22 protein-coding genes are annotated in these 24,248 nt (G+C 57.9%); 13 read left to right on the forward strand and 9 right to left on the reverse strand.

The features are described 5' to 3' along the window. Nucleotides 1–43: 43 nt before the first annotated feature. Nucleotides 44–1,135, reverse strand: coding sequence for a polysaccharide lyase family 7 protein (locus KUV22_RS10565; RefSeq protein WP_222230917.1), 1,092 nt, complete (start codon nt 1,133–1,135; stop codon nt 44–46). 282 nt (nt 1,136–1,417) lie between these two features. Continuing rightward, nucleotides 1,418–1,957 (reverse strand): fasciclin domain-containing protein, encoded by a 540-nt coding sequence (locus tag KUV22_RS10570; protein WP_222230918.1) that lies wholly within the window; start codon nt 1,955–1,957, stop codon nt 1,418–1,420. A 187-nt stretch (nt 1,958–2,144) separates the two neighbouring features. Here KUV22_RS10570 and KUV22_RS10575 point away from each other — a divergent pair, with 187 nt between their 5' ends. The 5 genes from KUV22_RS10575 (at nt 2,145) to KUV22_RS10595 (ending at nt 7,188) form a co-directional block, all read left to right on the forward strand. Further along, entirely contained in the window at nt 2,145–2,708 is a 564-nt protein-coding gene (locus tag KUV22_RS10575; RefSeq protein WP_261319375.1) for a lipocalin family protein, read from the forward strand. A gap of 164 nt (nt 2,709–2,872) precedes the next feature. Continuing rightward, nucleotides 2,873–3,415, forward strand: a complete 543-nt coding sequence (locus KUV22_RS10580) for a sugar dehydrogenase complex small subunit (RefSeq protein ID WP_315857537.1) — start codon at nt 2,873–2,875, stop codon at nt 3,413–3,415. Between the two features lie 2 nt (nt 3,416–3,417). Further along, complete coding sequence (locus KUV22_RS10585) at nt 3,418–5,025, forward strand: GMC family oxidoreductase (protein ID WP_261319376.1); 1,608 nt, start codon at nt 3,418–3,420, stop codon at nt 5,023–5,025. Nucleotides 5,026–5,031: 6 nt separating this feature from the next. Beyond that, the gene (locus KUV22_RS10590; RefSeq protein ID WP_261319377.1) at nt 5,032–6,366 is read left to right on the forward strand and encodes a c-type cytochrome; all 1,335 of its coding nucleotides are present in this window, start codon (nt 5,032–5,034) and stop codon (nt 6,364–6,366) included. Between the two features lie 18 nt (nt 6,367–6,384). After that, nucleotides 6,385–7,188 carry a glucose 1-dehydrogenase gene (locus tag KUV22_RS10595; RefSeq protein ID WP_222230922.1) on the forward strand — a complete coding sequence of 268 codons (804 nt, stop codon included), beginning with the start codon at nt 6,385–6,387 and terminating at the stop codon, nt 7,186–7,188. A gap of 21 nt (nt 7,189–7,209) precedes the next feature. On the opposite strand, the gene KUV22_RS10600 is transcribed toward KUV22_RS10595, so the two are convergent. The 4 genes from KUV22_RS10600 to KUV22_RS10615 all read right to left on the reverse strand — a co-directional run bounded on the left by KUV22_RS10600 (nt 7,210) and on the right by KUV22_RS10615 (nt 12,479). After that, on the reverse strand, nt 7,210–8,121 hold the full coding sequence (locus KUV22_RS10600) for an alpha/beta hydrolase (RefSeq protein WP_222230924.1): 912 nt from the start codon (nt 8,119–8,121) through the stop codon (nt 7,210–7,212). Between the two features lie 72 nt (nt 8,122–8,193). Beyond that, nucleotides 8,194–10,089 (reverse strand): monovalent cation:proton antiporter-2 (CPA2) family protein, encoded by a 1,896-nt coding sequence (locus KUV22_RS10605; protein WP_222230927.1) that lies wholly within the window; start codon nt 10,087–10,089, stop codon nt 8,194–8,196. Nucleotides 10,090–10,176: 87 nt separating this feature from the next. Continuing rightward, nucleotides 10,177–11,499 carry a cation:proton antiporter gene (locus KUV22_RS10610; RefSeq protein WP_222230929.1) on the reverse strand — a complete coding sequence of 441 codons (1,323 nt, stop codon included), beginning with the start codon at nt 11,497–11,499 and terminating at the stop codon, nt 10,177–10,179. Between the two features lie 101 nt (nt 11,500–11,600). Next, nucleotides 11,601–12,479, reverse strand: coding sequence for a pirin family protein (locus tag KUV22_RS10615; protein ID WP_222230931.1), 879 nt, complete (start codon nt 12,477–12,479; stop codon nt 11,601–11,603). 150 nt (nt 12,480–12,629) lie between these two features. On the opposite strand from KUV22_RS10615, the gene KUV22_RS10620 reads away from it, so the two are divergent. The 6 genes from KUV22_RS10620 to gstA all read left to right on the forward strand — a co-directional run bounded on the left by KUV22_RS10620 (nt 12,630) and on the right by gstA (nt 17,638). Further along, the gene (locus KUV22_RS10620) at nt 12,630–13,517 is read left to right on the forward strand and encodes a LysR family transcriptional regulator (RefSeq protein WP_222230933.1); all 888 of its coding nucleotides are present in this window, start codon (nt 12,630–12,632) and stop codon (nt 13,515–13,517) included. Between the two features lie 37 nt (nt 13,518–13,554). After that, nucleotides 13,555–14,544: a Gfo/Idh/MocA family protein gene (locus KUV22_RS10625; protein ID WP_222230935.1), complete on the forward strand. Its 990-nt coding sequence runs from the start codon at nt 13,555–13,557 to the stop codon at nt 14,542–14,544. Between the two features lie 195 nt (nt 14,545–14,739). Next, complete coding sequence (locus tag KUV22_RS10630; protein ID WP_077407850.1) at nt 14,740–15,144, forward strand: DoxX family protein; 405 nt, start codon at nt 14,740–14,742, stop codon at nt 15,142–15,144. Nucleotides 15,145–15,177: 33 nt separating this feature from the next. Further along, nucleotides 15,178–16,152, forward strand: a complete 975-nt coding sequence (locus tag KUV22_RS10635; RefSeq protein ID WP_222230938.1) for a glutathione S-transferase family protein — start codon at nt 15,178–15,180, stop codon at nt 16,150–16,152. 193 nt (nt 16,153–16,345) lie between these two features. Next, nucleotides 16,346–16,957 carry a hypothetical protein gene (locus KUV22_RS10640; protein WP_222230940.1) on the forward strand — a complete coding sequence of 204 codons (612 nt, stop codon included), beginning with the start codon at nt 16,346–16,348 and terminating at the stop codon, nt 16,955–16,957. 81 nt (nt 16,958–17,038) lie between these two features. Continuing rightward, nucleotides 17,039–17,638, forward strand: a complete 600-nt coding sequence (gene gstA, locus KUV22_RS10645; protein WP_222230943.1) for a glutathione transferase GstA — start codon at nt 17,039–17,041, stop codon at nt 17,636–17,638. Between the two features lie 9 nt (nt 17,639–17,647). Here gstA and KUV22_RS10650 read toward each other — a convergent pair whose 3' ends face one another. Together KUV22_RS10650 and hexR are read right to left on the reverse strand one after the other, a co-directional pair. Next, on the reverse strand, nt 17,648–18,892 hold the full coding sequence (locus tag KUV22_RS10650; protein WP_222230946.1) for a multidrug effflux MFS transporter: 1,245 nt from the start codon (nt 18,890–18,892) through the stop codon (nt 17,648–17,650). Between the two features lie 240 nt (nt 18,893–19,132). Further along, nucleotides 19,133–19,987: a transcriptional regulator HexR gene (gene hexR / locus KUV22_RS10655; RefSeq protein WP_010130290.1), complete on the reverse strand. Its 855-nt coding sequence runs from the start codon at nt 19,985–19,987 to the stop codon at nt 19,133–19,135. Nucleotides 19,988–20,282: 295 nt separating this feature from the next. On the opposite strand from hexR, the gene uvrD reads away from it, so the two are divergent. Both uvrD and KUV22_RS10665 read left to right on the forward strand, forming a co-directional pair. Then, entirely contained in the window at nt 20,283–22,511 is a 2,229-nt protein-coding gene (uvrD, locus tag KUV22_RS10660) for a DNA helicase II (protein ID WP_077407842.1), read from the forward strand. Between the two features lie 119 nt (nt 22,512–22,630). Further along, nucleotides 22,631–23,764, forward strand: coding sequence for a TRAP transporter substrate-binding protein (locus tag KUV22_RS10665; protein ID WP_222230948.1), 1,134 nt, complete (start codon nt 22,631–22,633; stop codon nt 23,762–23,764). Between the two features lie 53 nt (nt 23,765–23,817). Here the strand turns inward: KUV22_RS10665 and KUV22_RS10670 are convergent, their stop codons facing one another. Continuing rightward, nucleotides 23,818–24,207: an acyl-CoA thioesterase gene (locus KUV22_RS10670; RefSeq protein WP_010130297.1), complete on the reverse strand. Its 390-nt coding sequence runs from the start codon at nt 24,205–24,207 to the stop codon at nt 23,818–23,820. Nucleotides 24,208–24,248 lie beyond the last annotated feature (41 nt).

Consider the following 24,248-nt stretch of genomic DNA (forward strand, 5'->3'; position numbering starts at 1 on the left):
GCGTTTTTTGCGCGGGCTTTTTTATATGGATATTTTTCAGTGATCAGTTTAACTCGATGGAAGTAAAACTGGCCTGCGCATAGTGACCTCCAGTGCGATCTTGCTCCCATATTCCCGAGCCGGCACAGCCTGCATACCACATACCCTGCTGATTTTTGCTGCTGCACTGGTTGTAGGCGCCAGCCTTGAAGTAGAACCAGTCACCGCTATAGCCTGCGGGATTATCCAGTGGGTCTACTTCACCGTTGGCGTCAACGTTGTTGGCAAGGTCGATGGTGTATTCCACGCGCGGTTTATTCGCCGCTTCAAAGGTGAGCTGCATGACATTGTCGACTACATCGACCGTATAGCTAAATGATTCATTGAGCTTGATGCCCTTGTCGCCTGGGTTCTCCGCGGACTCCCAGGTGTTGCCCCATACCGGATAAGCGATATCGGTACGGTTGGGGTTGTCTTTTTCCAGATTGCGCTCGTAGGTCCAGAATACGGAACCGTATTCGTGACCTGGCCACTTCTTGTAGTAAATCTTGAGCGGTTCGTTGCCGTAACCGAAACCAGCGTCGAGAAGGTTCGCGTCTTTACCGGCATGTATTTGGCCGACAACCACAGAGAAAGCCGGTTTTTTATTGGGGTGCGCAGCCTCGACCGCTACATGATTGACCGCCAGGGTCGCCGACAAGCGGCCACCGATCGCACCGTATTCATTTGCCTTGGGGTGCGATGCCAGCACAAAGTTATTCCCGGGCGCCTTGGTCTTGGATTTCACCGGGTCGATCATCTGCCGCAGCTCACTGCGAGTGTTGGTGGAATTCGCGGTGGTAATGGCCTTGTTTGGCGCAGTGAATACCAGCTCACCCTTTTCGTTGCCGTAAAAGAAGCGGGGCTCATACAGGCGCATGATATTGGGTGGCCCAACTTCATCAATCTTGCCGTCACCATTGCTGTCCATGGGCAAGGTGATCTTCCAGTTGCGCAGATCCACCAGAGACCCCGGAACAACGACCGCCGCTGTCTCAAGATTTGTCGGTTTTGCAGGCTTTTGTTCTGGTCCGCTGTGGCATGCAGATAACAAAATACCGAGACAGGCCCATGCCGTGAGGTGAAAAATCTTGTGCTTGCTCTGCTGGTTTATCATTATATTTTCCTGCGAATAACGATACTCCCGAGACTAAGTGCGCTGCTTAGTTGGTGTAAAGCAATAAACCAACAAAGTGAGATTATTGGTCGACCAATCCGGCCTCGACGGCTGTTGACGCACAGCGGGCGAGTGACCATTTCGATACGGGTAAGCAAATGTAGTCGACCTGCGTATTTCCTGTCGCTCATACCAGGCTGAACTTGGATTTAGCACAAAAGAAAACGGCAGCGCCGTCTGCGCTGCCGTTTTCGTATTTACCGTAATTGCGTGTCGAAGCAATTACTTGCTCGGCATCAATACACCATCGATTACATGCACCACACCATTTGAATTCATGATGTCTGCCTGAACAACGTTTACGGTATTGCCTTTCGCATCGGTTATGGTCACTTTGTCACCCATCATTTTCAGGGTGAGCTCGTCACCTTCCACCGTCTTCACTTTCGCATGGCCACCGCCCTGTTTAATCAGTCCTACCACCATTTCCGCGGTGGCTTTGCTGGGAACCACATGGTAAGTGAGGATTTTTTTCAGTTTGTCTTTGTTTTCTGGCTTCAACAACATTTCCACGGTACCCGCGGGCAGCGCAGCGAAGGCATCGTTGGTGGGGGCAAATACCGTAAATGGGCCATCGCCTTTCAGTGAGTCGACCAATTCGGCGGCCTTAACTGCGGCAACTAACGTTGACAGCGCCTCAGCATTTGCGGCGTTTTCCGCGATGGTTTTACTTTCGTCTGCTTTGAGGGGCATGCACGCGAGTGCGGTGAGCATAAGAGGTGCGAAAAAGAATTTGGTGAGTACAGCGTTTACCGATTGCATAGTTAAACCTCCGCAATAAATCGACGCGGCCATAGAGATCACAGAGTGTGCGCTCGGCTGGCTGGGTCGAGGTGCCCGGTAGTCTAGTATCGGCGAACGTTTCGTCCAAAGAGGGATGTTCCTGCGGGGTTCATTCTGGCCAGTGAAGTGTCCTGTTGCCTGAGCTAGGGTGAATTAAGAGGCACGAATGATTGAGCGGTCGCGCGCGGAGGGTTGCAAGATGCCGTTGAGGAAACTCGCTGTTTCACTACTGGTTGCCGTCAGTATTCTGCATGCGGCCTGTACGGGGATACCCCAGGGCGTCACACCTATTGATGACTTCCGCCTCGAGCCTTATTTGGGCAAATGGTATGAGATCGCGCGCCTGGACCACTCTTTTGAGCGGGGCTTAACTCGGGTGACTGCCGAGTACGCTATGCGTGAAGACGGCGGTGTCAGAGTGGTCAACCGCGGGTTCGATGCCGAAAAAGGCAAATGGCAGCAGGCAGAGGGCAAGGCATACTTTGTCGGCGCGCCCAACATTGGCCACCTGAAAGTCTCCTTCTTCGGCCCCTTCTACGGGTCCTATATCATTTTCGATCTGGATCAGGACTATCGCTATGCAATGGTTGCGGGTCCAAGCCGCTCTTATCTGTGGTTGCTGTCCCGCACGCCGACCGTGGATGAGGCGGTGAAGCAGCGGTTTATCAACCGCGCTGAGTCCCTCGGCTTTGATACTCGCTCACTCATCTTTGTCGAGCAGGCGCCGTGAGGTTCATCCTTACATGTGCGGAGTGGGTGCCGGGGCACAACCGCCGAACAGTTCCATTGTCCTAGTTTTGCCATTTACGCTGGGTAACTGTTCTTTCCGGCGGCCCTCTCTCAGCCTTATCTATACTGCCAGTAACGGATGGCGAGTTACTCTGTGAGGGCGGTGTGGGCTCTGGTAAGTGCAAAGATGAGCAAGCGCGGGCAGTTGCGAGCGCAGCGCCGAACTGCCTTGCCCGACGCAGATTTGTCCGCCATCAACTTGTCTTAGGTGCCAGCCTTGTGGGCGGCAGTGTGGCGCCGGTTTTCTCTCAGTCGCAACGTTTGCCGGACAGTGCCGAAAGCGCCTTGCACCGCCTGGAAAAATTTTTTTCCGTGTCACAGAAGCTGTTTTATCCACTGCCCATCGATACCCCATTAGACCGAAGAGTGGCGGCGCGCTTGTTGGTGGCGCTCAATGACCAGTACCCGAGCTTTGCGCAGCAGCTCGATCTTTTGCCTGACGAACCCGGTGAAGCCGAACGCCATTCACCGGTCGCGCAATTGATTATCGCGGCCTGGTTTCTCGGTACCGTTGGCACAACGCTGGTGACCTATGAGCGTGCACTGATGTATCGACTCACCTCGGATGCCCTTCCCGTACCCAGCTATTGCACCGGCAAACCCGGCGATTGGGCCAGGGCCCCACAGCTGAAATTCAAGAGGATCTAGGTTTGGCGAGCAGGGATGCGGAGTATGTGGTAATCGGGTCGGGGGTGGCTGGTGCACTGGTGGCCAACGAGCTGGCCAGGGCGGGGAAATCCGTGCTTATTCTCGAGGCGGGGCCGCGCGTCGCGCGCTGGCGCACGGTGGAACGGTTTCGCAACCAGTTGGATAAGACCGACTTTATGGCCGCTTATCGGTCACCCCGCTGGGCACCCCATCCGCAGTACGGTGAATTCGCCAACAACTATCTGATCTTCAAGGGCAGCCACAAATTCAAGCAACAGTATATTCGCGTGGTGGGTGGCACCACCTGGCACTGGGCGGCTTCCTGTTGGCGCTTTTTGCCGAATGACTTCAAGCTGAAAAGTCTGTACGGGGTTGGCCGGGACTGGCCGATTGAATATAGCGATCTGGAGCCTTGGTACTACCGCGCCGAACAGGAACTGGGTGTGTGGGGGCCAAAAGATGAAGAGCTGGGTTCACCGCGCAGCGCGGCCTACCCCATGCAGCCCTTGCCCCTCTCCTACAATGACGCGCGGCTCAAAACGCGCATGAACCGGCACAACCCCGCCTGGCAAGTGGTTACCGAACCCGTCGCCCGCAACAGCCGCCCTTACGATGGTCGACCAACCTGCTGCGGCAACAATAACTGCATGCCAATTTGTCCGATTGGCGCCATGTATAACGGCATCGTCCATGTGGAGAAAGCCGAGGCCAATGGCGCAGAGTTGATTGATAGCGCCGTAGTCAACAGGCTCGTGACCGAGGGTGACCGGATTGTCGCTGCGGAATACAAGGACCCCCGCGGTGAAAGTCATCGCGTAACCGGCAAGAAATTTGTGCTCGCGGCGAACGGCATCGAAACGCCAAAACTTATGCTGATCTCAGAGGCGCGCGACCACCCGAACGGGATCGGCAATCGCTCGGACATGGTGGGGCGCAATCTGATGGATCACCCGGGTACCGGCGTCCACTTCTACGCCGATGAACGGTTGTGGCCCGGACGTGGGCCTCAGGAGATGACCTCGGTCATTGGCTTTCGCGACGGTGCATTTCGCAGCGAATACGCCGGCAAGAAACTGCATTTGTCGAACGGCTCTGCGATACACAAAGCGACCGAGGCGGTACTACAAAAATCTGGAACGGTGGGTGTACTTGGTCTCACCGAGCAACTGCGCGAGCGTGCCGCCACCTATGTGGAATTCAACAGTTTCCACGAGATCTTACCCCAGCCACAAAACCGCATTCAGCCCAGCAGCACGGAAAAAGACGCCAGCGGCATTCCGCGTCCGCAAATTACCTACGCGATCGATAACTATGTGGTGAAAAGCGCCGCACACACCCGTGAACACTACGCGGAAATCGCCAAGCTGATGGGCGGTAGCGAGGTCACCTTTGCCAACGACTTTGCTCCCAACAATCACATCACCGGCACCACGATTATGGGTAGCAGTGCGGAGGACTCGGTTGTCGACAAGGACTGCCGGACCTTCGACCACCCCAACCTGTTTGTTGCGGGCAGCTCGGTGATGCCTTCCGTGGGTACCGTCAACGTAACGCTGACGATTGCCGCGCTTGCCCTGCGCCTGGCAGACACCCTGCTCAGGGAGGGGTGAGCAGCGATGCACCGGCGTCTTCTCTGGCTCTATGTAATTTCCATCGCACTCGTCGGCAGTCTATTGGCCGGCTGGCATGCGGTTGCGCAAGAAATCTGGGATGAAGCAGCGGCCGCCTCCGTGAATAAGGAGCTGAACCGCGCCGATCTGATTGAAAAGGGGCGCTACCTGTCGGTTGCCGCTGATTGCAAAGCCTGCCACACCGCAGAGGGTGGCTCAGTCTATGCCGGTGGGCGTGCAATGCATGTGCCGCTCTTGGGGACACTGTATTCAAGTAACATCACTCCGGATATTGCCACCGGTATCGGCGGTTGGACCCTGCAGGAATTCGAGCGCGCGCTGCGCGAAGGCGTTGGCAAGGATGGGCGCAACCTGTACCCGGCGATGCCATATGTTTCCTACGCGAAGATTACCGATGAGGATATCAAGGCACTGTATGCCTATTTCCTGTTCGGTGTCGCACCGGTACATGAAAGACCTCCAGCGAATAAAATCCCGCAATTACTCAGTGCACGCTGGCCGCTCTATTTTTGGAATTTGCTGTTTACACCCAACAAACCCTTTGCGCCGAACCCGCAAAAAAGTGATGCCTGGAACCGCGGTGCTTACCTCGTGCAGGGGCCAGCCCATTGCGGCGAGTGCCATACACCCCGCGGCCTAGCCTTTCAGGCAAAAGCGTTTGACGAAACCAAGAAAGGATTCCTCGCCGGTGGCCCGGTGTTGGATGGTTGGGAGGCGTACAACATTACGCCGGATCCAATCGGCGGTATTGGCAAGTGGACAGAAGAGCAGCTGACACAGTATTTAAAGACCGGCCATGTAAACCGCCTGGCCCAGGCCGGCGGCTCCATGGCCGAGGCGATCGAAAACAGTCTCGCCAACATGCAAGACAGTGACATAGCCGCAATCGTGACGTACCTGCGGGACATCCCCCCCGTAAAAGGCAGAGTCAGAATGCCGCGGCAGAGCCTCGGCAACCCCGCCACCGACGTGGTCATCCTGCGCGGTAACCCGTTGTCGCGGGATATTGATCCAAGAAAAAAGGCCGATGGTGCGCGACTGTACCTGGGGTTTTGCGCGACCTGCCACGGGGTGGACGGGACCGGCAGTAAGGATGGTTACTATCCATCGCTGATTCGGAACTCAACCGTTGGCGCGAAAGACGATCACAACTTGCGCCAGGCAATACTGGAAGGCATTAGTCGCACCATTGATGGTGAGGAAAAAATGATGCCCGGGTTCGCCGACAAAATGGATGAAGAACAGCTTAAAAGACTGGTGAATTATTTGCGCGCGCAGTTTGCCGTGCCTCCCCGGCAAACACCGGAACCGAATAACTGATTATTGGGGTCGCACGAAATGCATCGACTGGAAAATAAAGTCGCGCTGGTGACTGGCGCCGCCAAAGGCATCGGGCGCGCGGTCGCCGAGTTGTTTGAGCAAGAAGGGGCCACCGTCATTCTCAGCGATATCGACGATGCCCTGGGCCAGGCAGTGTGTTCTGAAATCGGCGGAGCAGCGCGCTATATCCATCTGGATGTGGCCGAAGAGTCCCAGTGGGATTCGATTTCCAGCGCCATTGAGCAACAGTTCGGCAGGCTGGATATTCTGGTCAACAATGCCGGTATTACCGGTTTTATGGAAACCGAAGGTCCCTTTGATCCGGAGAACTTCAATCTGCCGAGCTGGCAGAAAATCCACCAGGTCAATGTGGAGGGGGTGGCAATGGGTTGCCGGGCAGCGATCAAGCTGATGAAACCGGCAGCGCACGGCAGTATTGTTAACCTTTCCTCACGCTCGGGGAATGTCGGTATACCCGGCGCTGCGGCTTATGCATCGAGCAAGGCCGCGATTCGCAACCACACCAAATCGGTCGCCCTGTATTGTGCGCAACAGGGGTACCGCATTCGCTGTAACTCCATTCACCCCGGCGCCATCCTCACGCCGCTGTGGGATTCGATATTGGGTCAGGGTGCTGAGCGTGAGGAGGCTATCGAGAAAATTGCTGCAGACATTCCACTGCGCACCATGGGCGAGCCGATGGATGTGGCCTATGCCGCACTGTATCTCGCATCGGACGAATCCAAATATGTCACCGGCACCGAGCTGATGGTCGATGGCGGTATCCTGGCGGGCAGCACAGCGTCTCCGAAAAAGAAGTAGCTTTCGCGGAGGATATCGAACCTATAGCGTCTTCGATCGTGGAATTGCCCACAGTAATCCATCGGTAATCAGTGTCGGAAACACACTCACGTGGTATTCCTCCGGTATCAGCTTGGTTGTGACCTCAAGACCTGCGTAATCCCGCGATTCCAATTGCTGTTCAAACGCCAGCATGTCGTCGACCATGGTGAAATGGCTGTGCGGTTTACCGTTTTCGTATTCGCCGATCACCATCATCACCTGCGCATCCAGTGCCTTGTGCTGCTTGGCATAGTCGGATTCCATTGCAAAGATCACCTTGTTGTCATACCACAGGGATGGGCTGCCAAGGATGTAGTAGTCGAATGCTTCGGGCTGGTCGAACAGAATCGATGCACCGAGCAGGCCTCCAAAGGAGTGCCCCACAAAAATCTTTTTGTGCGGATGGATACGGTAGTGTTTGCTGAGGTAGGGGAGCACCTCATCGGCGAGAAAGCGGATGTATTTCGCCGATTGGCCGGAGGCCCGACGCGCGGCATCGGAGTGGCCACCTTTTTCATAGGGCGAGGGGGTGGGTGTGTAATCCCGGGTGCGGCTGAGCCCGCCGTTATCGCCCTTGGAATAGGACACGCCCACCAGCACCACTTCTTCAATCTTTTTGCCGTGGTCGCCCAGTTGCCGGGTGATGCTGCTGATCAACGGAAACGCATAGTCGGCGTCGTTGACCAGCACCAGCGGGTATTGCTGCTCGGTGTTGTGGAAAGAGCGCGGCAGCTTGATGAACAGCTCGTAGTCCTTGCCGTTGGCTTGCGAGTGGATATCCACAACCTGCGAGCCTTTGATTGTGTACGGTTTGGGCGCGGAAGCTGGGGAGCTTTGCACTTGGGCAAAAGCGAAGCTGGTCAGTGTGGCAAACCCACCACATAGCAGCAGGCGGGCAAACAGGTTTTTCACGGCGCAGTCTCGTTATTAATTTTTTAGGAAACAGTCCCGTTTAGAGCAATTGCACCGGAATAAGTTCCCGTATTAAAGCCCCGGCTGCACCGCCTTTTTTCCTTTCTTCTGCTTGCGCTGCTTATTACTTCCGTTGTCGCCGTCGTCCCAGTGATGATCCAGGTGCAGGTCTGGGTCGCGTCGGTCTTCCTGCAGTGCCTGCAACAGCTGTTCGCGATAGATCTTGGTCTGGGCAATATGCTGGGATTCATCGCGCCAGTACGGGAATAGCGATTCCAGCATGCGTTGGTCGTGCTGTTTGAATTTGCGTGCCGCGCGCAGGGCCTGGTGCTTGGACAGTCCCAGCAGCTCCAGCGCACCCGCACCGATTTCGATGGCGCTGTCGACGGTCTCGCGGTAGATATACTTCACCCCCGCTTCCATCAACGCATACTGGTGCATGCGGTTCCGTGCACGGGCCAGGATGGTGAGGTGCGGGAAGTGCTTCTGAATGCGCGCAATGATATCCAGCGACGCAGCCTGATCGCTCAGGGTGAGGATGATGAGCTTGGCGTTGTCGGCGCCGGCGGCGTGCAGTAAGTCGCCGCGGGACGCATCGCCGTAGTAGGCCTTGATGCCGTAGCGGCGCACCATCTCCAGCTGTTCTGCATTGTGCTCCAGCAGGGTTGTCTCGAAACCACAGGCATTGATCATGCGCCCGGCAATCTGGCCGTAGCGGCCGTAACCGATGATGATTACCGGCGAGCCGTCGTCGTGCGGGCCGCTGTCGGCAACATCCGGCAGTTGCGGGCCGGAGAAAAATCTCGGCTGGATTAGCTGCTCGTATGCCAGTAGCAGCAGCGGGGTCAATGCCATCGACAGTGCAATCAGCGCGATCAGGATACTGCTGACATCCGACGGCAGAACGTGGTTCTGGCTGGCGTAGGCCAACAGTACAAAACCAAACTCACCCGCCTGCGCCAGTGACAGCGCAAACAGCCAGTCCTCCCCTTTCGCCATGCCGCGAATGCGCGCCAGCGCAAACAGGATGATGAACTTCACCACTACCATCAACAGCAGTAAACCGAACAGCAACAGTGGCTTTTGCATTACCAGCGCGAGATCCAGGGTCGCGCCCACCGCCAGGAAGAAGAGCCCCAGCAACAAGCCTTTAAACGGCTCGATATCCGCTTCCAGCTCGTGGCGGAATTCGCTTTCCGCCAGCACCACGCCGGCAATAAAGGTACCCAGTGCGGGGGACAGTTCCAGCCAGCTCATCAGTGCCGCGGCACTCAATACGATCAGCAGCGCACAGGCGGTGAACAGCTCGCGGGTGCGGGTGCCCACCACAATGCGCAGCAGCGGCGTCAGCAGGTAGCGCCCCGCCAGAATCAGCCCGATCACTGCACCCAGCACCGCAAACGCATAGCTCCAGCCCTGCAGGTCATCGGGATCGGGGGCAATCTCGACCGTCGCCAGCAGCGGCAACAGGGCCAGGATGGGAATAACCGCGATGTCCTGAAACAGCAGCACGCTGAATGCGTTGCGCCCGCCCTCGGTCTTCAGCAGATTTTTTTCCGACAGGGATTGCAGCACGATAGCGGTGGAAGATAGCGCCAGGATCAGCCCGACCGCGGTGGCACTGCGCCAGTCAAAACCAAACAGGGCGATGGCCAATCCGGAGACCGCCAGCGCGGTCAGCAGCACCTGGGCGCCACCGGTGCCGAAAATCGCCCCGCGCAGTGCCCACAGTTTCCTGGGTTGTAGTTCCAGGCCGATCAGAAATAGCATCAGCGCAACGCCGAATTCGGCAAAGTGTAACTCGTCGCTGGTGTCGCCAACTAGACCAAAGGCATAGGGGCCGATCAGTACGCCGGCCACCAGGTAGCCCAGCACCGAGCCGAAGCCAAGGCGCTTGGCCAGCGGTACCGAGATCACTGCGGCGCCGAGAAAAATCACGGTCTGAAGTAAAAAGTTATCTTGTGCCATAACGCTGTTTTGAATTTTATGTGCTGTAGATGGATGCCCCCCGGCACCCGTTGGTCTTGAAGCTGGCAGCCCGTTATCTGCCTGCGTCTATTGCGCCTGTTGCCCCGCGTTCGGCGGCGGCACGTTGCTGGAATAATTCGCTTCGCGACTGCGGCGTATCAGCGGGGCAATGGTGGAGCCCTGAACCACGATGGAAAAGAGTACCACGCCGTAGGTCATCACTACCCACAGGTGCCCCAGGTCCTGAGTGCCCCCTCCTCCCTCGCGACTTATTAAGACTCCAGACGGTATCGACATCGCCAACGCCAGCGCCAGACCACCGCGCAACCCCCCCCAGATCAGAATGCGTTCGGTATAGGGGTGGTACCTGCGGTGGCGCTTGAGGAACTGGAATGGAATGCTCACCGCGGCCACCCGGCCGATGAGCACAATCACGATTGCGGCAACAATCATCAGGTAGTCGATGGGCTCGAAGGTGATTGTGATCAGGAACAGCCCCACCAGCAGGAACAGGATGCCGTTCAGAAACTCTTCGGTAATGTTCCAGAAGTTGTCCAGTTCGTGCTGGCTCACCCGCGAGAAACCGTGTTCGCGGGTGAAGTTGCCGATAATGATCCCCGATACCACCATCGCCAGCGCACCGGACACCCCGAGGATATTGGCGGTGGCAAAACCCGCGGTGGGAATCACCAGGGTGAGCAGCAATTCCAGGCTGTGGTCATTGGTGGAGCAGATCAGCCAGTGAAATAGCCCGCCGATGGCGAGACCGAGGGCGATACCGCCGAACGCCTCCACCATAAACAGATGGCTGATGGCGGCGAATGTGGGTTCGGTGCCCTGAAACGCCAGCGCATACAGCACCGCGAACACCACCATGCCAAAACCATCGTTGAACAGGGATTCCCCCTCCACTTGGATCGACACCTGCGACGGCGCCCTCAGGTTTTTGATGATCGCCAGCACTGCGATGGGGTCGGTGGGGGAAATCAGCGCGCCAAATAACAGGCAGTACACCAGCGGCACCGGCATGCCGAGCAGCCCGAGCAGGAAATACAGAAGGTAACCGACCACAAAGGTCGAGATCAGGGTGCCGAAGATCGCCAGTGCGGTGATCTCAACCTTCTGGTTGCGCAGCATATACAGGTCAATATGCAGGGAGCCGGCAAACAGCAGGAAGCCCAGCATGCCCTTCAACAGCAGGTCTTCCAGATTCATTAGTGGCAGCAGCTGTGCCGCCCAGTCGCGCAGTTCAACGATCTCCAGCTTACCCAGCCCGGTAACGATCAGCGACAGTGCCAGGGAGCCAGCGGTAATCGCAATCGTGGTCTGGGTGCGAAGCACATACTGGTTGAGAAATCCGAGGAAAACGGAGGCCGCGGCAATAAAACAAAAGGTGTAATAGACATCCATGTGGGCGCGGAATCTCCATACCGGGGTTACATCAGGTTTGTAGGGCGCGCGGATCGTGCCCTACAAAACGCCCTAATGCGAGCGCAATTTCCCGGCTGAATTTAATCGGTCAGGGTGCCGTTATTGTAGTCGCGCACGGCCTGCTCGATTTGCTCCCGCGTATTCATCACAAAGGGTCCGTAATGGGCGATGGGTTCATTCAGCGGATTGCCGTGCAGGATCAGTGCACCCATTTCCTCGGCTGCATTTAATTGCAGCGATTCGCCTGCGCCAAACAGCACCAGATTGCCGCGCTCCACCACACCGCGGCCGGTATCCAGCGCGCCGCGGTAGATATACACCAGCACCGAGTGCGCCGCCGGCAGCGGCAGCTTGATCTCGGCACCGGCCGCCAGGCGCAGGTCGGCCACAGCGGCGCTGGCAGAGGCATCGAGCAGTGGCGCGCATTCCGGCTCGCCGGCGACCTGCCACTGGCCCGCGATCAGGCGGATCATCGAGCCCTGCTCATCGAGTGTGACTTCGCGCACCTGCTCCGGCTGCACATCGCGCCAGTCCGGATCTGCCATCTTGTCCTTGGCCGGCATGTTGATCCACAGCTGAAAGCCGTGCATTCCGCTCTCCCCTTGCGAGGGCATTTCCGAATGAATAATGCCGCGCCCGGCGCGCATCCACTGGGCGCCGCCCTGGGAAATAGCGCCGCGATTGCCCAGGTGGTCCTTGTGCTCGAACTCACCACTCAACATATAGGTGAGGGTCTCGATGCCGCGGTGCGGATGTGGTGGAAAACCGGCGATGTAGTCGTCGGGGTTTTCCGAGCGGATTTCATCGATCATCAGGAAAGGACTGAAGTCCGCAGACTGGAAACCTGCGACACGATGAATTTTTACCCCGGCGCCATCAGCGGAGGGATGCCCCGCCACTACTCGCGCTGCAGGACGGGTTCCGGTGATATTTGCGCTGTTCTGTGTGACGTTTTGCATGGTTCTGCTCCTCCATTTCCGGCAGTATAAGCCGATAAAATCGCCTGAAAATGGCAAAAAATCGCAGCTAATATTCGAACAAATTGACAGATCGACCGCAGAGCGTTTCGAGCGCATCGGTTTTGATCGCATCCGGACAAGGGAAAGTCTATGGCCAAGGTAACCTTGGAACAGTGGCGCATGTTTCAGGCGGTGGTGGAGTACGGCGGCTTTTCGCAGGCCGCGGAAGCCGTGCACAAAAGCCAGTCTTCCATTAATCACGCGGTGCACAAACTGCAGGAAAGCCTGGGTATTGCCCTGCTGGAAGTGCGCGGGCGCAAGGCGGAACTCACCGACGCCGGGCGCGTACTGCTGAACCGTGCGGGAGGTCTGCTGAATGAAGCCGAGGCGCTGGAATCGGTCGCCGAGAGTCTCGCCGCCGGCACTGAAGCCCAGCTGCGCCTGGCGGTGGACGTGCTGTTTGATTACGACGCCCTGTTTACCGCGGTCGAGCGCTTCGCCGAAGTCTACCCGCACACCCGCCTGGAAATCCGTGAGACGGTTTTGTCGGGCGGCGAAGAGTTACTGCTGCAGCAGGAAGTGGACTTTATTCTCTCCGCCCGGGCCCCCCAAGGGTTTGTCGGCGAGCCGCTCACGCGGGTGAAATTCCTGCCGGTGGCGCACCCGGATCACCCCCTGCACCACCTGGGCCGCCCGGTAAACCGCGAGGACTTGAAGGCCACGCGGCAGATCGTGATGCGGGATTCCGCGCTGAAGAATCGTCAGGACGCGGGCTGGCTTGGCTCCGATGAGCGTATTACCGTCACCAATGTGCACACCTCCATCGACCTGATCGAACGCGGCCTGGGCTTTGCCTGGTTGCCGGAGCCGCGCATTCGCGATTCGCTCAGCGCCGACCGCCTGTTGCCGTTGCACACCGAGGAGCCCTGGGAAAGGGATGTGATGGTGTACCTGTTCTTTGCCGACCGCGATTGCGCCGGCCCCGCTGCCAACATGCTGCTGAGCGCCCTGCGCGAAAGCCTGCCGCCCCTGGACTGAGATACCCCAGAGACTTTGAGACCTGAGTTTGTGATAAATGGAACAAAATAACCGCCCGATCCGCTGGGGCATCATTGGCTGCGGTAACGTCACCGAACTGAAAAGCGGCCCTGCGTTTAACAAGGTACAGGGCTCTGAGCTGCTGGCGGTGATGCGTCGCGATCAAGCAAAGCTCGCCGACTACGCCGAACGCCACGGTGTGCCAAAGACCTACGCCAATGCCGACGCGCTGATTCAGGATCCGGAGATCGATGCCATCTATGTGGCGACTCCCCCGGGCAGCCACCGCGAGTACGCGCTGAAAATTGCCGCCGCCGACAAGCACTGCTGTCTGGAAAAACCGATGGCGCTGAATTTCGCCGAGTGCGAAGAAATCGCTGCGGCGTTCGCAGGGCGTGACGCACAATTGTTTGTCGCGTATTACCGCCGCTCCCTGCCGCGTTTCAGGCAGGTCAAGACGTGGCTGGATGAAGGCAAAATCGGCGATGTGCGCCATATCAACTGGAGCTATGCGCGGGTTCCATCTGATGCGGACCTTTCGGCGGAATACAATTGGCGCACCGATCCTGCCGTATCCGGTGGCGGCCACTTTGTTGACCTGGCCTGCCATGGTCTGGATCTGTTTATTTATCTGCTTGGCGATATTCGCGACGCCAAGGGCATCGCCGTCAACCAGCAAAACCTGTATGACGCCGAAGACGCGGTATCCGCCTGCTGGGTATTCGATAGTGGTGCCACCGGTTCCGGCTTCTGGAATTTTGGCTGTGCCGAATACGGCGATGAAGTGGTAATTCACGGCAGCCGCGGCAGTATCCGCTTTGCCGTGTTTGCCGATGCGGCTCTGGTGCTGGAGAGTGCCAGCGGCTCGGAGTCGGTGGAAATCCCTCATCCGCAGAATATCCAGTTCTTCCATATCGAAAACATGGTCAAACACTTAAATGGCGCGGGTTGCCACCCGGTTGCCGGCGGCGAGGGCGGCAAGGCCTCGCGGGTGATGGACCAGATCCTCGCCGGGCTGGTCGGCTAGCACCGGCGAGGTTGGCGATACCTTCTGACAATCCCTCCGATAACCCTTTCTGGGGAAACACCACGTCAAAGTCCGAAAAAATCGTAAATTCGTGCCGATAATTTGCGATTTTTGTTTCGAAAAGTCGAATTACACTGAACAGCGTTGTCACTCCATACACTTTCCGTCTCGACGGCTATTTACGAGGACTCTGCTATGCAAAACGGTGCACTGTGTGATTTCGGCAAATTGATCGGGCGTATTCTGATTTCGGTGATGTTTATCGTTGCCGGCTACAGCAAGATTGGCGCCTACGCGGGAACCCAGGAATATATGGCGGCCGCGGGCGTGCCCGGCATTCTGTTGCCGCTGGTTATTCTGCTTGAGCTGGGCGGTGGCCTGGCGATTCTGTTCGGTTTCTTCACCCGCTGGGTAGCGCTGGCATTCGCCGTCTTCTGTGCACTGAGTGCCTGGCTGTTTCACAACGTACCTGGCGACCAGATGCAGCAGATAATGTTTATGAAAAACATCACCATCGCTGGCGGCTTCCTGATCCTGGCATGCGCCGGCGCGGGTAAATTCAGCTTTGATCACGCCATGGCGAAAGTGAAAAACCGCTGATCGCCAATCACAACCTCTACACGGAGCACAATCATGGGACTCTTGGTTAAAGGCGAGTGGAAAGATCGCTGGTATGAAACCGACAAAAGCGGTGGTGAGTTTGAGCGTGAAGCGGCGCAGCTGCGCAACTGGGTGACCGCCGACGGCAGTGCCGGCCCTAGTGGTGAGGGTGGTTTCGCGGCGGAAAAGGGCCGCTACCACCTGTACGTTTCCCTCGCCTGCCCCTGGGCGCACCGCACGCTGATATTCCGCAAACTAAAAGGATTGGAAGACTACATCACCGTGTCCGTGGTCAGCCCCTACATGCACGAGCACGGCTGGACCTTCAATCAGGAGGAAGGCAGCAGCGGCGATGCGCTGTTTGGCAGCGAATTCCTGTACGAGGTGTACACCCGCAATCGCGGTGATTATTCCGGGCGGGTGACGGTGCCGGTGCTGTGGGACAAGCAGCGCAATTGCATCGTCAGTAACGAGTCGTCGGAAATCATCCGCATGTTCAATACCGCGTTCAACGATCTGACCGGAGATGACCAGGATTTCTATCCCGAGGATTTGCGCGGGGATATAGACGCCACCAACGCGCTGGTATACGAAAACGTCAACAACGGCGTGTATCGTGCAGGCTTTGCCACCAGCAAGAAGGCCTACGAGGCGGCGTACCATCGCCTGTTCGAGGTGCTTGAGCAATTGGAGCGCCGCTTGGCGGACAATCGCTACCTAACCGGGGATCGCATCACCGAGGCGGACTGGCGGCTGTTTACTACACTGGTCCGGTTCGATCCGGTGTACCACGGCCACTTCAAGTGCAACAAGCAGCGTCTGGCAGATTATCCCAACCTGTGGGGGTATGTGCGTGAGCTGTACCAGTGGCCCGGGGCTGCGGAAACGGTAGATTTCCACCATATCAAAACCCACTATTACGCCAGTCACCTGAACATTAACCCCACCGGCATTGTGCCCGTGGGCCCGGAGCTGGATTACGCGGCGCCCCACGGTCGCGGTGTCTGAACGCGCAACAACCGGACACAAACCGGGCTAACCCTCCACCCGTGACCGCGTCGGTAGATAAATATGGCGCGGTCAGAGTATCATCCTGCAGGTTTTTTGCTCGAAAGTGAGTACTTACTCCTCCTGTCTGGCTTTTTGCTCGGCGGAACTGGGGCTGAGTTTGTGAGCAACTTAATTGCTGTAAGAGATTGATATGCGGATTTTTGTATTAACGACGGGACGTTCGGGGTCTACGACGTTCGCCGAAGCCTGTACCCATATTGAAGGTATGACGTCTGGCCATGAGACTCATGAGCGCATGGTCAAAGGGCGGCTGGATTATCCGGATAACCATATTGAATCGGATAATCGGCTGGTATGGTTTCTTGGTTCACTGGATAAAATGTATGACGATGAGAATACATTTTATGTCCACCTGACCCGCGACCCAGAGAAGATAGCGCGGAGTTATCGTGATCGCTGGCAGGGCGTGATCTGTATCGCGCGTCACTTCTATCACGGTATTTTGATGTGCCGCAAGAAGCCCGATATGGAAACTGCGCTGGATGCCTGTCGACTGATGGTGGACACGGTTCAGGACAATGTCGATTTCTTTTTGCGACATCGTCAGAACTGGGTGACTGTGCGTATGGAGGCGCTGGAAGAAGATTTCTTCAAGTTTATGGATGCCGCTGGTGTGCAGGGTGATCGGGATAAAATACGCGACACATTGCGCACCGTGATTAATGGCAATAAATACTTACGTAAGAAGAAAACCTTACTGTACAAGGTGCGTTCGCTCTATTCCTCGCGTTTCCTGAGATGATTGCCTGAAGGCAAATGCGGTTCTTGGCCTGGTCAAGCGCGCGGCTATACTCGGGGCAACCTTCCGGTCTTGGAGATCCCGATGAAATTGTTCTATAGCCCCGGTGCCTGCTCATTGTCACCTCATATTGTTGCCTGCGAAGCGGGGATCGATCTGGAGCTGAGCAAGGTCAACCTGAAAACCAAGGAGATGGATGGCGGTGGCAATTTTGCCGAGGTCAATCCCAAGGGGCAGGTTCCCGCGCTGCGGCTCGAGGGTGGCGAACTGCTGACCGAAGGCCCGGCCATCGTACAGTTTCTTGCCGAACAGAAGCCGGAGCAAAACCTGGCGCCACAATATGGCTCGCTGGCGCACTATCGGGTGCTGGAGTGGCTGAATTACCTGGCTACCGAGGTGCACAAGACCTTCCTGCCGTTGTTCTGGGGCGGCACCGATGACGAAAAGGCGCTGGCCAGTAAAAAACTCGCCAAGCGCTTTCAGTACATCGAGGACAGCATGGCGGGCGATTACCTGATGGGCGACGACTTCTGCATCGCCGATGCCTATCTGTTTACTGTGTATAACTGGTGCAAGTTTGTCGACGTGGACACCAGTGCCTGGCCGAAGCTGGCGGCCTTTGCCGCACGCATGTCCCAGCGCCCGGGTGTGCAGAAAGCGCTCAAGGCCGAAGGGCTGATTTAACCCGGGCCTTCATTTCCTCTCAGATATCTCGATCGGCCGTCGCGCTTTCGCCACAAACAGCACCAGGCACAGCGCAGCGGCTGAGCAGCACAACATGCCCAGCGCAATCGGCACCAGGGTGCCGGTGTGCACCGCACTCACCGTCCCACCAAGTACCCCGCCAAAGATAAACAGCGAGGCGCCGAACAGCGCATTGGCGGTGCCGCTGATCGAGGGGAAGAATTCCAGATAACAGGCTGCCGAGTTGGGCGTGATCAGGCCGATGGTGGCCATTGCCAGCACCAATGGAATCATCCACGCCAGCAATGGTTGCTGTGCGCCGTAGTAGAGGGTGCTGGCCAGCAACAGCGCACAAAACACCAGTTGCAGCGCGATGCCCGCCAGCAGGATCTGGCGGGGCTCGAAGACCTTCAGCAGGCGGATGTTCAGCTGCACCAGAATCACCAGTCCCAGTACGCAGCTGCCAAACAGAATCGGGAAGGTCTGCGGGCTGACCCCGAAATGCTCCATAAACACAAACGGTGCGGTGGTGATGTAAATGAACATGCAACCGCTGACAAACGCCTGCCCGAACAAAAAGCCCAGTGCCCGCGGGGTGCGGAAAATTTCGGCGTAGCCCTGAAACATGCTGCGGCGGGGCTGGCGCTGGCGCCGCGCGCGGCGAAAGCGCGACACGGTTTCCGGCAAAATGCCGCGCACCAGTACCATCATCGCCAGACCGTAGACCAGCAAGAAGATAAAGATCGCGTGCCAGTCGCCAAAGGTCAGCAGGGTGGAGCCGATCACCGGTGCCACCATCGGCGCAATCAGCATCATGGTGGCAATCAGCGACATAATGCGCGCCGCCTCGCGGCCGTGGTACAGATCGCGCACGATGGCGCCGCAGATAACCGTAGCGAAACCGCCGCCCGCGGCCTGGAAGAAGCGTAGCGCCACCAGCATTTCCACGCTGTTGGCAAACAGAATCAGCGTGGTGCTGACGATAAACACGCTGAGACCAATGGTACCCACCAGAATACGCCCCCAGCGGTCCGACAGGGGTCCACCAAACAACTGCCCCAAGGCAAAGCCCAGCAGATAGCTGGAAACCGAGTGCTGCACCTGTGCGACTTCCACGCCCAGCGCGACCGCCATCGCGGGAATCGCCGGCAGATAGGTATCGATGGCAAACGGCGTCAGCGCAACCAGGGCGGCGAGACAGGGAGCGAGCCAGCGCGGCGGACGGCCGTCGGCGTCGAAGAAATTCGGGGGCATAACAAACCGGTAAATAGGGAAACTACGGGCACAGCGCCAGCGCCTGTGGGAGCCCGCGAGCCGATGCTCAAAGCATAGTTATTGGCAGATATTGTCTGCGGGCGGCGGCATAGTAGCGGGCGCGCCCGGCTGATGCCATGGGTGCTGGGGAATATGCGGTGAGTAGTTTTCTACTAAGGCGGGATAAGCGCTGCCAAGAGCAGCGCGTTCGCAGCAGATAGCCGCTTTTGGTGCTTTTCTCTAGTGTTTCTCTTCGCGCAAATTGTACAGACCCTGTTTCAGCTTCAGCAGATGTTCCTGCAGCTGCGGGCCCTTGCGCTGGGCAACGCCGATGGCGAGCACGTCGATCACCACCAGGTGGGCGATGCGGGAAGAGAGCGGAGTGTAGAGTTCGATGTCTTCCTCTACATCCACTTCCAGGGGAATGCTGGATTGGCGGGTCATCGGCGAGCCGCTGGGGCCGAGGCCAATAACGGTGGCGCCCTGTTGCTTGGCCATTTCCATGGAGCGCAGCAACGATGAGGTGCGGCCGCTCTGGGAAATGGCAACCACTACGTCGCCGGGCTGCATGCTCATGGCCGACATGCTCTGCATATGGTGATCGGAGTGGGCCGCGGTGGCCATCTGCAGGCGGAAGAACTTGTGCTGGGCATCGGCGGCCACGGCACCGGAGGCGCCAAAACCGAAGAATTCCACGCGCTTGGCGGCGGCGATGGCGGAAATTGCCGCTTCCAGGGCGCGCCCGTCAATCTTGTCGCGCACGTTCAGCAGGGTATCGACGGTGGAGTCGAACACCTTGCGTTTGTATTCGGCGATGGAGTCGGTTTCGGTGACTGCGATCTGGCCAAAACTGGGGCTGGAAGCCAGCTGCTGGGCCAGGTTCAGCTTGAATTCCTGGAAGCCGGAGCAGCCCACGGCGCGGCAGAAGCGCACCACGGTCGGTTCGCTCACCTGTGCTTCAGTGGCGAGATCGACAATACGCATATGAATGATTTCGCCCGGATTGGCGAGGATATATTCCGCAACCTTGCGCTCCGATTTGCGCATGGAACTCAGCTGCTCGCTGATTTTTTGCGTGACTTCCGCTGGCTTCACGACAACACCTTCTATGGTTCAAGTTGTGCAGTTTAGCGGCATGGCTCGGTGCTGGCGAGTGTTGGTGTTGCTTGATCGTGCTCTCGTGGCGGCACTGCCGCCGGGTATGCCTGTGTGAGCACGGGCTAGGCGCCCCCCCTAAACCCATCCCTGGGGGCTCTTCCGCGAGGTCCCTCTCGCGGAAGGTCTCGCACAGGCATACCCGACACCAGCGCCTTAACGTCGACCAATGTCTATCTGAAAAACCTGTTCATATAAACAGGTGAATGGCTCTTCCTCTGATACAATCCGCCCCATGGACGTATCTGAACTTTTAGACCCCCTCAACGACCCCCAGCGCGAAGCTGTGGCCGCGCCTCCGGGCAATCAATTGGTTCTGGCCGGTGCCGGCTCGGGCAAGACCCGCGTGCTGGTGCACCGTATCGCCTGGCTGATGCAGGTGGAAGGGGCGTCGCCCTACTCCATTATGGCGGTGACCTTTACCAACAAGGCCGCGCGCGAGATGCGCGGGCGAATCGAGGAGCTGCTCGGGGTAAACACCTTTGGCATGTGGGTGGGTACCTTCCACGGCCTCGCCCATAGGTTGCTGCGTGCGCACTGGCAGGAAGCGAAGCTGCCGCAGAATTTCCAGATTCTCGATTCCGACGACCAGCTGCGCCTGATCAAGCGGGTGCAGAATGAGCTGGGCCTCGACGAGAAGAAGTGGTCACCGCGGGAAACCCAGTGGTGGATCGGTGCGCAGAAGGATGAGGGTATTCGTCCCCAGTATATCCAGCTGACCGGCGACCCCTGGCTGCAGACCATGGTGCGTATCTACAGTGCCTATGAAGAGGCTTGCCAGCGCGCCGGCGTGGTGGACTTTGGCGAGCTGTTGCTGCGCGCCCACGAACTGCTGCTGAACAATGACAGCATCCTCGCGCATTACCGCCGCCGCTTCCCGTTTATCCTGGTGGACGAATTCCAGGATACCAACACCATTCAATACGCGTGGCTGCGCCTGCTTGCCGGCGACCAGTGTGCCATCACCGCGGTGGGCGATGACGACCAGTCAATCTACGGCTGGCGCGGTGCCAAGATCGAGAACATCCAGCACTTCGAAGCGGACCTGAAAGAGGTGCAGACGGTGCGATTGGAGCAGAACTACCGTTCCACCAGCACCATCCTGAACGCGGCCAACGCCGTTATCGCGCACAACTCCGGCCGCCTCGGCAAACAACTGTGGACCGAGGGCGACAAGGGCGAGCCTATCTCCCTGTATTCCGCCTACAACGAACAGGATGAGGCGCGCTTTATTGTGGAGCGTATTCAGGACTGGGTGCGCGATGGCAACCGCCGCGACAGCATTGCAATTCTGTACCGTTCCAACGCCCAGTCGCGGGTGCTGGAAGAAGGCTTGCTGCGTGAGCAGGTGCCCTATCGTATATACGGGGGCCAGCGCTTCTACGAGCGCATGGAAATCAAGAATGCGCTCTCCTATATGCGCCTGATGACCAACCGCCACGACGACACCTCGTTCGAGCGTGTCGTCAACACGCCCACGCGCGGTATTGGCGCACGTACCGTGGATACGGTGCGGGCGTTCGCGCGCGAGCACGGCTGCTCCCTGTGGAGCGCGGCGGAAAAGATGTTGCAGCAAAAGGTGCTGGCCGCCCGCGCCGGCAATGCTCTGGGTAACTTCCTCAGCTTGATCGACGCGCTGGACGAAGAGAGCACCGATAAGACCCTCGACCACATCGCCGAGCTGGCCATTGAACAGACCGGCCTGATCGAATTCCACGGCAAGGAAAAAGGCGAGAAAGGCCAGACCCGCGTGGAAAACTTGCAGGAACTGGTCAGTGCCTGCCGCGGCTTCGATGGTATTCCCACTGCGGATGCCGATGGTGAGGCGGTGGACGAGGAGGAAATCCCTCTGCTCAACCAGTTCCTCGACAGCGCCGCACTAGATGCTGGCGAAGGTCAGGCGGACGAGTTTGAAGATGCGGTGCAGCTGATGACCCTGCACTCCGCCAAGGGGCTGGAATTCCCGCTGGTATTTATGGCCGGTGTGGAAGAGAACCTGTTCCCGCACAAAATGTCGGCCCAGGAACCCGGGCGCATGGAGGAAGAGCGTCGCCTGTGTTACGTGGGTATCACCCGCGCCATGCAGAAGCTGTACATCACCTATGCAGAAAGTCGCCGCCTGTTCGGCAGCGAGACTTACAACAAGCCGTCGCGGTTTGTGAGTGAGATTCCGGTGGAGTATATCCACGAGGTGCGCCTGAAAACCGAAATCTCCAAACCGCTATTCCAGCCTAACTATGGGAAATTTGGCGGCAGCGCCGGTCAGTTTTCCGACCCGGCACCAGAATTCGACGACGACCTGCCGCCGCTGGCTCTGGGCGGCCGTGTGGACCATGCCAAGTTTGGCGAAGGCACTGTAATGCAGTTTGAAGGTTCCGGTCCGCGCGCGCGCGTACAGGTCAACTTCGACGACGCCGGCAGTAAATGGCTGGTAGTATCCATGGCCAAGCTGCAGCCGCTGTAAGTACTGTTAACAGAGTTGAGCTAGTAGTGCTGAGCGCTGAAAATTTGGATGCGTGATATTGCATCCACCACCCCGGGCCAGGTGCCCGGGGCCAATACACAATAAAAATTCAAACGGACATGAAAAAAATAAACTGGTACCCCCCCGTTATTCTGGGCCTGCTTGCCCTGCTGGTGCTGACCTTTGGCAGCCTGGTGATTTCCCGCTCTGACCAGGAACAAACCGTCACCGCGTTGGAAAATGCCGGTCAGCAGACCTTTGAGTGGAAAATGGTTACCACCTGGCCGAAGAATTTCCCCGGCCTCGGCAGTGCCCCCGAGCGTTTCGCCAAGAACGTCGACGCCATGTCCAACGGTCGCCTGAAGATCAAGGTCTTCGGTGCTGGTGAGCTGGTGCCCGCCATGGGCGTGTTCGGTGCGGTATCCAGCGGTGCGGCGGAGGCCGGCCACGGTGCGGCCTATTACTGGAAGGGCAAAATCCCCGCGGCCCAGTTCTTTACCGCGGTGCCGTTTGGCCTGAATGCGCAGGAAATGAATGGCTGGCTGCACTACGGCGGCGGGCTGGAACTGTGGGAAGAACTCTATGAACCCTTCGACCTGATCCCCATGGCCGGCGGCTCCACCGGTGTGCAGATGGCGGGCTGGTTCAACAAGGAAATCAATTCCGTTGACGACCTGAAAGGCCTGAAGATGCGTATTCCGGGGCTCGGTGGCGAAGTCCTGAACCGCGCCGGCGGCACCGCCGTGACCATTCCCGGTGGTGAACTGTATACCGCCCTGCAGACCGGCGTGATCGATGCGACCGAATGGGTAGGCCCCTACAACGACCTTGCCTTCGGCTTCCACCAGATCGCCAAATACTATTACTACCCGGGCTGGCACGAGCCGGGCTCGGTACTGGAAATCCTGATCAACAAAACCGCATTCGAGAAACTGCCAGAAGACCTGCAGGCCATCGTGCGTGTCGCTGCGCGCGATGCCAACCAGGATATGCTCGATGAATACACCGCGCGCAATAACCGCGCCCTCAAAGAATTGGTGGAAGAGCACGGTGTGGAGCTGCGCAAATTACCGGACGAGGTTATCGCGCACCTGAAGGAAATCAATCAGGGCATCATGCGGGAAACCGCGGCCAAAGATCCGCAGTTCAACCGGGTGTATGAGGCCTTCCAAGATTTTGAAGCGCAGGTAATTCCGTATCACCGGATCAGTGAAGAGGCGTACTACAAGACGCGCGAAATTAACCAGCATTAAAAAAGGGGCCGTTTGGCCCCTTTTTTGTCATTTTTTAACGGCTTCTGCGAAGCTTACGGCAGCGGGCGGGTGCGGCCGCGGTCGTCGATGGCCACAAACACAAATTCCCCTTCGGTCACTTTTACCTGCTCACCGGTATCTACCCGGGTCAGCCAGACTTCGACCAGTGTTTTGATGGAGGAGCGGCCTACTTCCACCGCTTCGGCGTAGCAGCTTACCGTGGAGCCAACCGGTACCGGGCGCAGGAATACCATGCTGCCGACGGCGACGGTGGTCACGCGGCCGCGGGCGATGCTCTGGGCGAGGATGGCACCGGCGACGTCCATCTGCGACATCAGCCAGCCGGCAAAAACATCACCCTGGGGGTTGGTATCCCGGGGCATGGACTGGGTCTGCAGGGTCAGGGTTCCGCTTGGTTGCGGTTCTTCATCAATGGCGGACATCACGGGTGCTCACAAATTCTTAGACTTATTGGCCCGGCGGT

The sequence above is a fragment of the Microbulbifer agarilyticus genome (genome assembly GCF_019800665.1).
Taxonomy (GTDB): Bacteria; Pseudomonadota; Gammaproteobacteria; order Pseudomonadales; family Cellvibrionaceae; genus Microbulbifer; species Microbulbifer agarilyticus_C.

Bases quoted from the DNA above. Each gene is read 5' to 3' on its own strand.
- KUV22_RS10570 (WP_222230918.1), bottom strand. From the start codon at position 1,957: ATGCAATCGGTAAACGCTGTACTCACCAAATTCTTTTTCGCACCTCTT.
- KUV22_RS10640 (WP_222230940.1), top strand. From the start codon at position 16,346: ATGCGGATTTTTGTATTAACGACGGGACGTTCGGGGTCTACGACGTTC.
- uvrD (WP_077407842.1), top strand. From the start codon at position 20,283: ATGGACGTATCTGAACTTTTAGACCCCCTCAACGACCCCCAGCGCGAA.
- KUV22_RS10620 (WP_222230933.1), top strand. From the start codon at position 12,630: ATGGCCAAGGTAACCTTGGAACAGTGGCGCATGTTTCAGGCGGTGGTG.
- KUV22_RS10635 (WP_222230938.1), top strand. From the start codon at position 15,178: ATGGGACTCTTGGTTAAAGGCGAGTGGAAAGATCGCTGGTATGAAACC.
- KUV22_RS10610 (WP_222230929.1), bottom strand. From the start codon at position 11,499: ATGGATGTCTATTACACCTTTTGTTTTATTGCCGCGGCCTCCGTTTTC.
- KUV22_RS10630 (WP_077407850.1), top strand. From the start codon at position 14,740: ATGCAAAACGGTGCACTGTGTGATTTCGGCAAATTGATCGGGCGTATT.
- KUV22_RS10625 (WP_222230935.1), top strand. From the start codon at position 13,555: ATGGAACAAAATAACCGCCCGATCCGCTGGGGCATCATTGGCTGCGGT.
- KUV22_RS10605 (WP_222230927.1), bottom strand. From the start codon at position 10,089: ATGGCACAAGATAACTTTTTACTTCAGACCGTGATTTTTCTCGGCGCC.
- KUV22_RS10565 (WP_222230917.1), bottom strand. From the start codon at position 1,135: ATGATAAACCAGCAGAGCAAGCACAAGATTTTTCACCTCACGGCATGG.
- KUV22_RS10670 (WP_010130297.1), bottom strand. From the start codon at position 24,207: ATGTCCGCCATTGATGAAGAACCGCAACCAAGCGGAACCCTGACCCTG.
- gstA (WP_222230943.1), top strand. From the start codon at position 17,039: ATGAAATTGTTCTATAGCCCCGGTGCCTGCTCATTGTCACCTCATATT.
- KUV22_RS10595 (WP_222230922.1), top strand. From the start codon at position 6,385: ATGCATCGACTGGAAAATAAAGTCGCGCTGGTGACTGGCGCCGCCAAA.
- KUV22_RS10665 (WP_222230948.1), top strand. From the start codon at position 22,631: ATGAAAAAAATAAACTGGTACCCCCCCGTTATTCTGGGCCTGCTTGCC.
- KUV22_RS10590 (WP_261319377.1), top strand. From the start codon at position 5,032: ATGCACCGGCGTCTTCTCTGGCTCTATGTAATTTCCATCGCACTCGTC.
- KUV22_RS10615 (WP_222230931.1), bottom strand. From the start codon at position 12,479: ATGCAAAACGTCACACAGAACAGCGCAAATATCACCGGAACCCGTCCT.
- KUV22_RS10650 (WP_222230946.1), bottom strand. From the start codon at position 18,892: ATGCCCCCGAATTTCTTCGACGCCGACGGCCGTCCGCCGCGCTGGCTC.
- KUV22_RS10575 (WP_261319375.1), top strand. From the start codon at position 2,145: ATGATTGAGCGGTCGCGCGCGGAGGGTTGCAAGATGCCGTTGAGGAAA.